Annotated in this window: 15 protein-coding genes, 1 pseudogene, 1 riboswitch and 1 other annotated feature; of the genes and pseudogenes, 3 read left to right on the top strand and 13 right to left on the bottom strand. The window is 46.5% G+C overall.

Features of this window, described 5'->3' with window-relative positions; all coding sequences use genetic code 11:
• The 6 genes and pseudogenes from thiD to ACJMLT_RS01960 all read right to left on the bottom strand — a co-directional run.
• A partial coding sequence (gene thiD, locus ACJMLT_RS01985) for a bifunctional hydroxymethylpyrimidine kinase/phosphomethylpyrimidine kinase (RefSeq protein WP_405725806.1) occupies positions 1–662 on the bottom strand: 662 nt, incomplete at its 3' end.
• 78 nt (positions 663–740) lie between these two features.
• Positions 741–1,217 (bottom strand): annotated as a pseudogene (gene thiE / locus ACJMLT_RS01980) (thiamine phosphate synthase); the annotation flags it as partial.
• 84 nt (positions 1,218–1,301) lie between these two features.
• Complete coding sequence (thiM, locus tag ACJMLT_RS01975; RefSeq protein ID WP_405725803.1) at positions 1,302–2,123, bottom strand: hydroxyethylthiazole kinase; 822 nt, start codon at positions 2,121–2,123, stop codon at positions 1,302–1,304.
• Positions 2,124–2,141: 18 nt separating this feature from the next.
• A complete protein-coding gene (gene thiW / locus ACJMLT_RS01970; RefSeq protein WP_405725800.1) occupies positions 2,142–2,645 on the bottom strand; it encodes an energy coupling factor transporter S component ThiW in 504 nt (167 codons plus the stop codon).
• A 357-nt stretch (positions 2,646–3,002) separates the two neighbouring features.
• A riboswitch (TPP riboswitch) is annotated at positions 3,003–3,110 on the bottom strand.
• Between the two features lie 47 nt (positions 3,111–3,157).
• Entirely contained in the window at positions 3,158–3,610 is a 453-nt protein-coding gene (locus ACJMLT_RS01965) for a hypothetical protein (RefSeq protein WP_405725797.1), read from the bottom strand.
• A gap of 47 nt (positions 3,611–3,657) precedes the next feature.
• Positions 3,658–4,542 carry a LysR family transcriptional regulator gene (locus tag ACJMLT_RS01960; protein ID WP_405725794.1) on the bottom strand — a complete coding sequence of 295 codons (885 nt, stop codon included), beginning with the start codon at positions 4,540–4,542 and terminating at the stop codon, positions 3,658–3,660.
• A 188-nt stretch (positions 4,543–4,730) separates the two neighbouring features.
• Here ACJMLT_RS01960 and ACJMLT_RS01955 point away from each other — a divergent pair, with 188 nt between their 5' ends.
• On the top strand, positions 4,731–6,134 hold the full coding sequence (locus ACJMLT_RS01955) for an alanine/glycine:cation symporter family protein (protein ID WP_405725791.1): 1,404 nt from the start codon (positions 4,731–4,733) through the stop codon (positions 6,132–6,134).
• Between the two features lie 44 nt (positions 6,135–6,178).
• Here the strand turns inward: ACJMLT_RS01955 and ACJMLT_RS01950 are convergent, their stop codons facing one another.
• Both ACJMLT_RS01950 and ACJMLT_RS01945 read right to left on the bottom strand, forming a co-directional pair.
• Entirely contained in the window at positions 6,179–6,940 is a 762-nt protein-coding gene (locus ACJMLT_RS01950) for an esterase family protein (RefSeq protein ID WP_405725788.1), read from the bottom strand.
• 6 nt (positions 6,941–6,946) lie between these two features.
• Positions 6,947–8,143: an ATP-grasp domain-containing protein gene (locus ACJMLT_RS01945; protein WP_405725785.1), complete on the bottom strand. Its 1,197-nt coding sequence runs from the start codon at positions 8,141–8,143 to the stop codon at positions 6,947–6,949.
• 182 nt (positions 8,144–8,325) lie between these two features.
• On the opposite strand from ACJMLT_RS01945, the gene ACJMLT_RS01940 reads away from it, so the two are divergent.
• A complete protein-coding gene (locus ACJMLT_RS01940) occupies positions 8,326–8,742 on the top strand; it encodes a PaaI family thioesterase (protein ID WP_405725782.1) in 417 nt (138 codons plus the stop codon).
• A 67-nt stretch (positions 8,743–8,809) separates the two neighbouring features.
• On the opposite strand, the gene ACJMLT_RS01935 is transcribed toward ACJMLT_RS01940, so the two are convergent.
• A complete protein-coding gene (locus ACJMLT_RS01935) occupies positions 8,810–9,751 on the bottom strand; it encodes a calcium/sodium antiporter (RefSeq protein ID WP_405725779.1) in 942 nt (313 codons plus the stop codon).
• A gap of 163 nt (positions 9,752–9,914) precedes the next feature.
• On the opposite strand from ACJMLT_RS01935, the gene ACJMLT_RS01930 reads away from it, so the two are divergent.
• Positions 9,915–10,310 (top strand): pyridoxamine 5'-phosphate oxidase family protein, encoded by a 396-nt coding sequence (locus tag ACJMLT_RS01930; protein ID WP_405725776.1) that lies wholly within the window; start codon positions 9,915–9,917, stop codon positions 10,308–10,310.
• Positions 10,311–10,621: 311 nt separating this feature from the next.
• Here ACJMLT_RS01930 and rplL read toward each other — a convergent pair whose 3' ends face one another.
• The 4 genes from rplL to rplK form a co-directional block, all read right to left on the bottom strand.
• Positions 10,622–10,993 (bottom strand): 50S ribosomal protein L7/L12, encoded by a 372-nt coding sequence (gene rplL / locus ACJMLT_RS01925; protein ID WP_405725773.1) that lies wholly within the window; start codon positions 10,991–10,993, stop codon positions 10,622–10,624.
• 104 nt (positions 10,994–11,097) lie between these two features.
• Positions 11,098–11,583 carry a 50S ribosomal protein L10 gene (rplJ, locus tag ACJMLT_RS01920; protein ID WP_405725770.1) on the bottom strand — a complete coding sequence of 162 codons (486 nt, stop codon included), beginning with the start codon at positions 11,581–11,583 and terminating at the stop codon, positions 11,098–11,100.
• Positions 11,584–11,619: 36 nt separating this feature from the next.
• Positions 11,620–11,744 (bottom strand) — a sequence feature (ribosomal protein L10 leader region).
• Positions 11,745–11,799: 55 nt separating this feature from the next.
• Positions 11,800–12,495, bottom strand: coding sequence for a 50S ribosomal protein L1 (rplA, locus tag ACJMLT_RS01915; protein WP_405725767.1), 696 nt, complete (start codon positions 12,493–12,495; stop codon positions 11,800–11,802).
• A 99-nt stretch (positions 12,496–12,594) separates the two neighbouring features.
• Positions 12,595–13,020: a 50S ribosomal protein L11 gene (rplK, locus tag ACJMLT_RS01910; RefSeq protein ID WP_290715268.1), complete on the bottom strand. Its 426-nt coding sequence runs from the start codon at positions 13,018–13,020 to the stop codon at positions 12,595–12,597.
• Positions 13,021–13,088 lie beyond the last annotated feature (68 nt).

The raw sequence follows: 13,088 nt of genomic DNA, 5'->3' as shown, positions 1-13,088 counted from the left end.
GCAATGGCACTGGAAAGGGTACAACCCGTGCCATGGGTATTGGGGTTATGGATACGTTTGCCGTAAAACCACTGATATCTGCCCTGATGATACAGCAGATCATTGGCATCGTTAATGCTATGGCCGCCTTTTACCAGAACTGCGCAGCCATAGGTATCACCGATCTTCTTCGCTGCCTGTTCCATATCTGTTTCGTTTGCGATTTTCATTTCAGACAGGATCTCTGCTTCGGGAATATTGGGGGTCACCACCGCCGCCAGAGGCAGCAGTTTTTCCGCCAGAGCAGAAACGGCATCTGTCTTCATCAGGGAAGAACCGCTGGTTGCTACCATCACGGGATCGACCACAATATTTTCCGCCTGATATTCCTGCAGTTTTTCTGCAATTTTTTCAATCAGTTCCACAGAGGAAACCATACCGATCTTCACAGCATCGGGGCGGATATCTGTAAAGATACTGTCGATCTGCATCCCCAGAAAATCAGGAGAAACTTCAAAGATCCCCTGAACCCCTGTTGTATTCTGAGCTGTCAGAGCCGTAATCGCACTCATGGCATAAACACCGTTCATGGTCATGGTTTTCAGGTCTGCCTGAATCCCCGCACCGCCGCTGCAGTCGCTGCCTGCAATAGAAAGCACCGCTTTTTTCTCCGGACGAACCATCGCTTCGGAAAGCAGACGCAGTTCCTTACATTCCTGTTCAATATCCTCTGCGCCGAAAATAGCAGAAACCAGTGCCACGCCGTCTACCTCTGTTCCCTTCAGTTCCAGCATGTTTTTCTTGTTGATACCGCCGATAGCAACCACGGGGATATCCACCGCGTTACAAATAGCCTTTGCTGTTTCAAAGGAAACATCTTCCGCATCCAGCTTTGTGGAAGTGGAAAACATAGCCCCTACCCCCAGATAGTCTGCCCCTGCTTTCACTGCGGCCAAAGCCTGTTCCACATTTTTTGTAGAAACGCCGATGATCATATCTTCCCCCACCAGTGCACGCACATTGCCTGCTTCCATATCACTCTGGCCCACGTGGATACCATCCGCCTTACATTTGATCGCGATCTCCACATTGTCATTGACGATGAAAGGAACGCCGTATTTTGCGCACAGAGCCTTCATTTCATAAGCTTCCTGAAGGAACGCTTCCTCATCCAGTTCTTTTTCCCGCAGCTGCACACAGGTCGCACCGCCCTTCAGCGCATCTTCCACCTGCTCCATCAGGGTCTGCTTCCCTGTCCACATACGGTCTGTCACCGCATACAGACGCATATATTCTTCTTTACATTTCATAGATATCTCTCCTTAGAACACATCGAATTTCGCTGCCTGTTCCAGTTCTTCTCCCGTCAGACGGAAAATGGCATCGATGATATAATTTCTGTAGGTGGCATTGCCATCCTGTTCTGTCAGTCTGGCATAGGCCTTTTCCCCACAGACACCCATCAGACAGACTGCGGCTGCCGCCGCTTCCAGCGGTTTTTCCGAATTAGCCGTCACATAGGCCGCCGTAACAGCGGAAAGCTGACAGCCGGTGCCTGTGATGCTGCTCATCATGGGATGTCCGTTATAGATACAATATGCTTTTTCTCCATTTGCCACAATATCAATGGCCCCTGTGATCGCGATCACTGCGCCTGTTTCTCTGGCAAAGGCTTTGGCAAAGGCCACGGCCTGCGGCAAAGTTTCTTTCGTTACCGCATCCGCCACATCGGCATCTACGCCCCTTGCGCCTCCTGCCCCCAGCGCCAGCACCTTGATCTCAGAAATATTCCCACGGATAACGGTAAACCGCACCTCTTCCATCAATTTTCTGGCTGTTTCTGTGCGCAGTTTGGATGCCCCTGCACCAACAGGATCCAGCACAACAGGATGTCCCAGTTCGTTGGACTTTTTACCCGCCAGATGCATAGCTGGGATGGTACGCTGATTCAAAGTACCGATATTGATATTCAACCCACCACAGAGGGATGTAATCTCCTCTGCCTCATCCGCATCGTCAGCCATGATGGGAGAACCGCCACAGGCCAGCAGCACATTGGCACAATCATTCACCGTCACATAGTTGGTGATATTATGGATCAGAGGACATTTTTCCCTCACATTTTCCAACATTTCCCGAAACATTCCTATTTCCTCCTTTGTTTATCTGTATGTATCAAGCACACCCGTATTTTTCAGAGACCCCAGCAGCACCGCGGAAATCACCGCACCGCCCACTGTGGATACCAGAAACGGGATGATATATGCGTAAAAAGCGATCTCCCCTGCCTGCATCCCCATAAACAGGATGGCAATAGGATAAGCGCAAAGACCGCCCAGAATCCCTGTACCAAACACCTCTGCCAGCAATGTCAGAGGGATATTTCTGCTTTTCCAGAAAGCAATGCCGCACAGCAATGCCCCCAGCATACTGCCGGGAAAAGCCATCAGACTGCCCAGCCCCATCAGATTACGGATCAGGCTGGCACAGAATGCCACGCCAACCCCATACCAGGGCCCCAGCATCACCGCACAGAGAATATTCACCATATGCTGGATGGGCGCACATTTGCTGCCGAAAACAGGGAAGGAAAACAGGCTTCCCACCACTGCAACTGCACATAAAATACCTGCTACACACAGTTTTTTTGTTCGAGTATTTGTCATAAAAAAAACTCCTTTCCACGCTTTTGAGAACAGCAAAATAACAGCGTTCTCCAAAATACAGACTACCCCTGTGGGGTTCAACATTCAGAAAAATCGGTCGAAACTTACTGGTTTCCTCTCACGCCGGAACACGGCTTCCCATCGCTGTTATTTCTGCAGGGCACAGGGCGCTCCCCCTCTGTCCTTCCGCAAAGCGGTCTGTTTCCTAAAGCAGGAATCCGTCAGAAATACCCGTATTCATTTTTTCGTTTTTCTCCCTCCGCGCCTCCTCTTCCAAAAGCCGTTCTGAAGGCTTCGCCTGACTTTTCATAAAAAATAAAAGAAGTTATCCGTCTTTGGATAACTTCTTGGTATTCCGTCTATTTTTACACAGGCTTTCCTACGTTGGCATTATCCAAATCAGGTTAATGGGTCGAAGATATGATCTTCCTCTCAGCCTGTTTTACAAGCTCCCCGCTGTCTATTCGATTATGGCTTCATTATAAACCCGCTTTTTTCAAAAGGCAAGTCTTTTATTTTACGAAGTACTGCAGTTTCTCTGCATCCGCCGTGCCTTCCAGCAATGCTTTCCATTCCCTTTCCAGTTCTTTCAGCACCGCCGCTGTTTCCGTAATGACAGGTACCAGTTTCCAGTTTTTCTGTAAGCCTTTTTTATAAATTTCAAACGTAGTTGTCATTTCTTCGTAGCTGTCTGTGACCGTTCTCACGTCCAGTTTTCCGCCATTGCATCCAAAATGCAGAGCAGAAATCGTTTCCACGGAAGGCTCTTCGATCATTTTTTCATATTCATCATAGCCCTCTGTATAATACGCATCGATCTCATCCATGGTCATTTCTTCCAGATCGAACTGCATCATGGCATCGCAGTATTTTTCCAGTTTTGCTGCCACATCCTTCAGTTCTTCCCCATAAAACAGTTCTACATATCTGTTTCCATCATACATATCAGCCAGCACATACCACATGGCAGTCACTCCCTTCTGTTTCTATCCATTTTTCCGCTTTTTTTCTTTTATAATACGCAGCGATGCAGATAATCGATCACGATACCCATCGCTTCAGAGACCCATTTATCTCTGTGGTGCAAAAGCTGTGTCCAGACCTCCAGACGGATCTCCGGCACAGACACATACCGCAGTGTCCCCTTTTCCACATAGGGTCTTGTCACATAGTCCGGCAGCAGAGAAAGCCCTGCCCCCTGCTCTACCAGATGGCAGATCAGATCGGCATTGCCGCTGACAAAGACAGGCTTGATCTCCAAAGATCGGGCTGCCATCTGTTCGTCCATCAGGCGGCGGTAACTCATCCCTTTTTCTGTCAGAAAGAAGGGCTGCTTTGCCAGTTCCTCCACAGGCACATGGTCACGATCCGCCAGCGGATTGTCCGCCGCACAGACAAAATGCATGCTGATGCGGGCTTCCTGCAGGATCGCAAAATTCGTATCATAAATATGGCTGTCCAGGGTATACATCAGGTCTGCTTCGTTCTGATTCAGCAGGCGGAACATTTCCTGAGTGCCTGCCGAAATACATTCCAGTTTGATGCCGGGATAATTCTTATTTAATTCCGGGAACACACGGCGGATCACTTCATTGCAGAGGGAATCTGCCATGGCAAGGCGAACCGTTCCTCGGATTTCCGTTTCCTGTTCTTTTTCATGTTCAAAATCCTGCAGCACTTCGTTGATCTTATAAGCCGACTGCAAAAGACGGCTGCCGTGGTTGGTCAGCGTGACTGTGCGGTTGATACGCTCAAACAGAGGTACCCCCAGTTCATTTTCCAGCTGTCTGATCTGAAAAGAAACCGTAGACTGGGAATAGCCCAGCTTATCCCCCGCTTTGGTGAAGCTGCGCAGTTCCGCTACATGTATAAATGTAATGAGGTTTTTGATATCCATAAAACCACATCGCTCCTCTCCACATCTAATTTTTAAATCCAACTGATGTTTATTATCAATTTTACAAATCCTAACTCTTACTGTATACTAATCCCATTGAAAAAGCAAGACAAAGATGGGAAGAAAAACCAATTTCTTTCCCGCAGAAAGATGGAAAGGAGAACATCTTTCAGAAAGGGGTATTTACAATGACTTTGATGTATATGATTTATGATTTTTTATGGGCAGATCTGCTCACCATACCGCTGCCTAACGGCGGTTCTCTGGGACTTTCTCTGCTGGTGCTGATCCTTGTGCCTGCAGGCATCTATTTCACCATCCGCAGCCGCTTCTTGCAGATACGCCTGTTTCCCGAAATGCTACGCATGACTCTGGAGAAAAAGGCAAGTAACGACAAAAACAGCTTATCCGGTCTGCAGGCTCTGATCGTTTCCACTGCTACCCGTGTCGGCATGGGCAATCTGGCCGGGGTCGTTTCCGCCATCTCCATGGGCGGTGCAGGGGCTGTTTTCTGGATGTGGGTGTCCGCTCTGGCCGGTTCTGCCACTGCTTATATAGAAGCCACACTGGCACAGCTCTATAAGGAAAAAGACCCGCTGTACGGCGGTTTCCGCGGCGGCCCTGCAAGATATATCCACGTATTCGCCGCCAGAAAAAGAGGAAAAGATCCCCAAAAAATGCGTTACTCCGTTGTGGCTGTCCTGTTTGCCCTGTCCGGTCTGATCTGCTGGTGCGGCATCAGTCAGGTCATCGGCAACTCCGTATCCTCCTCCATGGAAAATGCCTTCGGCCTCCCTCCCATGACAACTGCAATCCTTCTGACCGCCGTTTCCGCTGTCATCGTTCTGCGAAAAAATGCAACGGTAAAGGTTCTGGATGTGATCGTTCCCATCATGGCCGGCTGCTTCTTCTTTGTCACATTGGTCATCATTTTTAAAAATATCGCTCTGCTGCCTTCCGTTTTCCAGCGTATCTTCGCCGAAGCCTTCGGCATGAGGCAGATCGCCGGCGGTACTATCGGTGCAGTCATCATGAATGGGGTAAAACGCGGTCTATTCTCCAACGAAGCAGGCTCCGGCTCTGCCCCCTGTGCAGCTGCTGCAGCAGATGTGGATCATCCTGCAAAGGGCGGTCTGCTGCAGGCCTTCGGTGTCTTTGTAGATACCATCGTGATCTGCTCCTGCACTGCCATGATCATGTTGCTTGTTCCCGAAGAACTGCTGACAGGGCTGACCGGCATGGATCTGCTGCAGACGGCAATGCACTTTCATTTCGGTGAGATCGGCGTGATTTTCATTGCCGTAACACTGCTGCTGTTTGCCTTCTCCACCTTCCTGGGTGTTCTTTTCTACGCAAGAAGCAATGTAGCATACCTCTTTGGCGACAACTGGCCTTCCCAGACTGCCTACAAACTTCTGGCTCTGGTGATGCTGTTCATCGGCTGTCTGGCAGCCTATACCTTCGTCTGGGATCTGGGGGATGTGGGCATCGGTCTGATGACCATCTTCAATATGCTGGTTCTGCTTCCTATGTCCAAAGAAGCACTGGCCTGCCTGAAAGAATATGAAGGTATGATAAAAGCAAAAAAATAATACATAAAAAGAAAACCACCTCCATGAGGTGGTTTTTGTTTTGATCAATAACCCAGCAGTTTATTTACATGATAAGGGAACTGGATGAGCCACCAAGGCCAGTCATGGTTCACATCTTCGCCCCAGACATCGATCCACGCGGGAACGCCCAGTCTTGCAAACTGTGCCTGCAGTGCCCATGCGTCAGCCTTTGCTTCGTCTTCCCATGCGCCCTGACCGCAGCAGATCACGATTCTGCCCTGACGGATCTGATCCAGCATAGGATGATCCGCAGCCATGTTAGGCAGATAATCTACGGGGGAGTTGTAATATACATCAATATCATTATAACCCTGGAAGAAATAGCCTGCATGGAACAGACCACTCAGAGACAGACAGCCGCCGAACAGATCGGGTCTTCTCAGATAGAAATTCACGCAGTGATAACCGCCCATGGATGCACCTGTCAGCATAACCTTGCCATAATAAGGGTTAGGGTCATGTTCTGCATGAATCTGGTGCAGACGAGGCATGAATTCTTCACAGATATATTTGAACCACTGTTCATGCCACATGATGCGGCCATGATGGTCGCCCCAGGATGCGCTCCATGTTTCTTCATCCACACAGCCAACGCAGAACAGCTGCAGACGACCGTTTTCCAGATGATCTCTGACTGTTTCGATCATGCCGCGGCTTTCGAAATCGAAAAATTTGCCATCCTGACAGGGAAATACCACCATAGGCAGACCCGCATGACCATATACCTTAAATTCCATATCACGGTTCAGGTGATGGGAATATTCTTTGTAATAATATGTATGCATTGCTTCTTAACCTTCCTTTTTCTCAATAACGAAATTCAAAAATTCGTGCAGTTCTTCATCTGTTGTAAATCTTGCCATATAAGCATGATCCCCCATGGCGCTTGCCAGAACCTCAGGCATTTCTTCATACATCACGATATTCTGACCATATCTGGCAAAGATATCTTCTCTTGTATGGGCATAGTTTTTGCCTTTTCTCTGGGAACCATAAACAGCCGCATAGGGTCTGTGTTCGGGATCGAAGAAGCCTTTATCATGGCAGACCATATCCGCCCAGATCTGATATACGTCAATATCATTCGCGTAGTTCATCATATCAGGTGTATAGCCGCCGGGTGGTCTCATGTTTACTTCCAGACCGAAGATATCGCCCTTCTTACCCAGACCGGCCTTATCTTCATTCAGCACGAAAAATTCGCAGTGGAAGAAACGAGAATTGCTTTCAAACGCTTTGATCGTTCTTCTGCCGGCATCTCTCAGTGCTTCAGGAATCTGTTTTCTGGAGTAATAGCAAAGTTCTAGACCTTTATTCACGACGTCCATAACAGGTTCTGTATAAAAATGGCATGTTTCAAAAACGATATCTCTGTTGGAATTGCAGATACCGTCATAGGAAACGATGGAACCATTGATGAATTCTTCCATGACATACTGCACTTCGGGCAGATTCGCATAGAAATTTCTCAGTTCTTCTTCATTTTTCAGTTTATAGGTAGCCGCCGCGCCAACGCCATTATCGGGTTTTACGATAACAGGATAGCCTGCTTCCTGTACGAAAGCCAGACCGCCTTCCAGCGTATCTACCAGATGATATCTTGCTGTAGGAACACCTGCCTTGGCATAATATTCCTTCATTTTGCTCTTATATTTGATGCCGTCGATATTCTGATTCTGCAGACCTGTGGTTACATTGAAGTCTGTTCTCAGCTGGGCATCTCGCAGCAGCCAGTATTCGTTGTTGCTTTCCATCCAGTCGATCTTGCCATATTTGAATGCAAAGAAAGCCACTGCTCTGTAAACTTCGTCATAGTTTTCCAGATTGCTTACTTTATAGTATTCCACCAGAGAATCACGGCATTCCTGGCTCAGCTGGTCATAGGGTTCATCGCCAATGCCCAGCGTTGTTACCCCGTTGTTTTTCAGACACTTGGTAAAATGATAATAAGTTTTCGGAAAATTTGGTGATAAAAAAATAAAATTCATACGGATCACATCCCTCTTTTGTATTGGTCATTATTGTACCAGATAATATGCATTGTTGTAAACGCTTGGGACAAGATTTTTTCATTTTATGAAAATTTGTCCCACTTTTTCATTGAAATAACCCTTTTTTCCATTTATACTATATCTAAAGTGAAAAATATACACCCCGAAAGGAGTTTCCTATGGATTTTGAAAAATTAGTGGCACAGCGAAACAGCACAAATAACTTTGCCCAGCATGTTGGGATCGTAACAACAAAAATCGAAAAAGGCTATGCGGAAGTAAAAATGGAACTGCATCCCTTCCACCTGAATCCCACCGGCATCGTACACGGCGGCGCCCTGTATACCATGGCGGATGTTGTGGTCGGTTCTGCCAGTGCCTCTCTGGGTACCCACGGCGTGACTGTAGACGGCACCTATCATTATCTTTCCCCTGCAGCAAATATGAAGGAACTGACCGCCGTTGCCAAATGCGTCAAATCCGGCATCAAAATCTGCGTATTCGATGTTGAAGTTCTTTCCGAAGAAAAGAAACTCATCGGCAAAGGAACTTTCACCACTTATCGTCTGCTGGATAAACCCATCGTTCTGGAATAAAAAATCATTGCAAAAAAACAGGATCTCCTGCAAGCAGGCGATCCTGTTTTTTTATTCCTATTTTTTCTCAGATCATCAGATATGCAAAATATCCACCGTAGCAAGCCAGCATGAGCACACCATGCAGCCTGTTCAGGGTCTGCTTGCGGAACACGCAAGCCCACAGCAATACAGCTGCCCCGATGGCAACTATGCTGTCGATTTTAAAAGCAGGTGCATATACTACCGGTGTGATAATAGCGGTAATACCCACAACAAACATAATGTTAAACAGATTGCTGCCAACGATGTTACCAACCGCAATATCACAATTCCCTTTTCTCGCAGCTGTTACACTGGTCACCAGTTCCGGCAGGGAAGTCCCCAGAGCCACAATGGTCAGCCCGATGAAACGTTCACTCATACCGAAGATACGAGCAATCGCTGTTGCTGCATTCACTGCGATGTCACTGCCCCAAACGATGGCCACTACACCAACAATCACCAAAAAGATCAATTTCCCCATAGAAGACTTTTTCGCATATTCATCCAGTTCTTCATTTTCGATGGTACCTCTTTTAGCCAGTCGCAGCAGATACATCATATAAACCACCATGCAGCCCATCAGGATCAGACCTTCCAGTCTGCCGACCACATGGTTCTGCAGCCCCATGACAGACAGAAGCACAGTAATCCCAATCACCATAGGAATTTCATAATAAATCGTTGTTCTCTGCACAAAAATCTTACAGATCACAGAGGTCAGACCCAGAATAATGAGAATATTCAGGATATTACTGCCCAAAACATTCCCGATTGTGATCTCCGCGCTGCCTTTCAAAGCTGCGGAAATACTGACCGCCGCTTCCGGTGCGCTTGTCCCCATGGCAACGATGGTAAGCCCGATCACGATCTGCGGAATGCCGAATTTATCTGCAATGCTTGCCGCCCCTTCTACAAACCAGTCTGCACCCTTTACCAGTAGCACAAACCCAACAACCAATAACAAAATCTGTATCAAAAGTTCCATAGATTCACTCCAGCCTTTTTCAATAAACTTCAATATTTTTCCTTAACTTTATTATTATACTATGAGAAATCCAGCTTTTCAACATTTCCCTCTCCATCCAAAAATCAGTTTCATAAAGTATTTTTTCATGGTACAATATGAAACAGAAAAGGAGGTCGATCCAATGAAAGAAGTATTTGAATTCCTGAAAAAATGTAATACATATTATCTGGCAACCGTGGAAGCAGACGGTCAGCCCCGCGTGCGCCCCTTCGGCACCATCGATCTTTTCGAAGAGAAACTTTACATCCAGACAGGCAAGGTAAAGGATGTTTCCAAACAGATCGCCGCCAACCCTAAAGTAGAAATCTGCGCCTTCGATGGTCAGAAATGGCTGCGCGTTACCTGTACACTGGTAAGAGACGAAAGATTGGAAGCAAAAACGCACATGCTGGACAATTATCCCATGCTGAAAAAAATGTACGATGCTGCCGATGATAATACGGAAGTGCTGTATCTGAAAGATGCCACAGCAACATTTTCCTCCTTCACAGAAGCACCGAAAACCATCAAATTTTAAACATAAAAAAGGAACGAGCCATCTCGTTCCTTTTTTATGTAGAATGTTGTGTGTATTTTGTTTTCTTACCGTTGGCTCTTCGGATTTGTTAACTCGAACTAACTCTGTATCTGTATCTTACCACTCATTCCATACTATGTCAATATGGTTAATATAATTTACCAAAAAATTTTCTGATTAGAAAAAGCTTCATCCCTGCAAGCAGACCTGAATCTATTCTCCCTTCTCAGTCTTCTTCTCTCCGTTTTTTCGCAAATAAAAAACCGCAGGTGTTTCCACCTGCGGTAATAAGGATCTTAAGTAGGCTGAAATTATTTCAGTGTTACTTTAGCGCCAACTTCTTCCAGTTTAGCTTTGATTGCTTCAGCGTCTTCTTTGGAAGCCTGTTCTTTCAGTACTTTGGGAGCGCCGTCTACAGCTTCTTTCGCTTCTTTCAGGCCCAGACCTGTTACTTCACGAACAACTTTGATTACTTTGATTTTTTCTGCGCCAACTTCTGTCAGTTCAACGTCGAATTCTGTTTTTTCTTCTTCAGCTGCTGCTGCGGGGCCAGCTACTACTGCTACGCCTGCTGCTGCGGATACGCCGAATTCTTCTTCTGCTGCTTTTACCAGATCATTCAGTTCCAGTACTGTCAGTTCTTTTACTGCTGCGATGATTTCTTCGATTGTCAGTTTTGCCATTTTAAAGCACCTCCGATAATATTTAGGTTAATTTTTTTCTCAATAATTTATTGGGTTCACCGCCCTATGCGGCGATTTTGCTGCGATTTACGCTGCGGTTGGAATTATGCGTCTTTCTTCGCGATCTGATCGATAACACGAGCGAAAGAGGACATGGGGGATTTGAAGCTGCCCAGCAGTTTGGAGAGCAGAACTTCTCTGGAAGGGATGTCAGCGATCAGCTTCATACCTGCTGCGTCGTAAACAACACCTTCAACTACACCTGCTTTGAATTCCAGTTCTTTTACGTTTTTCGCTACTTTGTTCAGCACTGCTGCACCTGCTGTAGCGTCTTCGTAAGAGAAAGCGAATGCGCTGGGGCCAGCCAGATACTGGTCCAGACCTTCGAACTGTGTACCCTGGATTGCGAAGTGTACCATTGTGTTTTTGTAAACTTTATAATCAACACCTGCTTCTCTGAGCTGTTTTCTCAGTGCAGTGTCCTGTTCTACAGTCAAGCCTCTAGCGTCAACCATTACTACGGATGTTGCTTTTTCCAGCTTTTCTTTGATTTCGTTTACGATAACCTGTTTCTGTTCGATTTTTGCCATTGTTTCCTTACACCTCCTTAAAATCCTACTTTTTCAATGTTATTGAAAAAAGCCTCTTTGCACGCAGACAAAGAGGCTCAAAAGCTCATTAGCAATTTTCCTCGGCAGGATTTATGCGGCGAACCGCTACCGGCTGTCTACGGCAATATACGATTTTTTCTATCAACTCGTTTATTTTACACCATAAACAAGTTCCTGTCAAGGGATTTTCCGAGATTATTCGGAAATTTTTGCATGGTTTACTTTTACGCCAGGGCCCATTGTTGTTGTCAGTGTTACGCTCTTCAGGTACTGACCTTTAGCTGCCTGGGGTTTTGCTTTTATAACTGCACTCATCAGAGTCTGGAAGTTTTCTGCCAGTTTTTCGGAACCGAAAGATACCTTGCCTACGGGCACGTGAATGATGTTTGTTTTGTCCAGACGGTATTCGATTTTACCAGCTTTGATGTCGTTGATTGCTTTAGTAACGTCCATTGTTACTGTACCAGCTTTGGGGTTGGGCATCAGGCCTTTGGGACCCAGCACACGACCCAGTCTACCAACAACGCCCATCATATCGGGTGTTGCTACTGCAACGTCGAAACCGAACCAGTTTTCATTCTGGATCTTGGGAATCAGATCCTCTGCGCCTACGAAATCCGCACCTGCTGCCAGAGCTTCTTCAGCTTTAGCGCCTTTTGCGAATACCAGAACACGAACTGTTTTACCTGTACCGTGAGGAAGAACTACGGCACCACGAACCTGCTGATCAGCATGTCTGCCGTCAACGCCCAAACGAATATGCGCTTCTACTGTAGCGTCAAATTTTGTTGTAGATGTTTTCTGTACCAGATCGATTGCTTCTGCTGTATCATACAGCATTGCTCTATCTACGAGTTTAGCTGCCTCGCTATATTTTTTACCTCTTTTCACTTTCGTGACCTCCTTATGTGGTAATATCGGGAGAATTCCCTCCCACTTCTATACGCCGTTAATTTATATCAGTAATTTTTGTCTAGAATAAATTTCGGCTTATTCTTCAACAACGATACCCATGCTTCTTGCTGTGCCGCAGATCATGCTGTAAGCAGCTTCAACGGATGCTGCGTTCAGATCGGGCATTTTCATTTCAGCGATTTCCATTACTTTTGCCTTAGGCAGTTTTGCAACTTTTGTTTTGTTGGGTGTACCGGAAGCAGATTCGATACCTGCTGCTTTTTTCAGCAGAACTGCTGCGGGGGGTGTTTTTGTAATGAAGGAATAGCTTCTATCCTGGTAAACTGTGATTACTACGGGAATGATCAGACCAGCCTGAGAAGCTGTTTTTTCGTTGAATTCTTTGCAGAAGCCCATGATGTTCACACCATGCTGACCCAGTGCGGGACCAACAGGAGGAGCGGGTGTTGCCTTCGCTGCGGGGATCTGTAATTTAATATAACCTGTTACTTTCTTTGCCATGATGGCACCTCCTATAAATGTGGTAATTAGCGGGGATTGTCCCTCCCACTCGGCAGAATTTTCTGCCT

It is taken from the genome of Anaerotignum sp. (assembly GCF_045122575.1).
Lineage (GTDB): Bacteria > Bacillota > Clostridia > Lachnospirales > Anaerotignaceae > Anaerotignum_A.
Note: the sequence above shows the minus strand (reverse complement) of the source record. Positions and strands in the feature narration are given on the sequence as shown.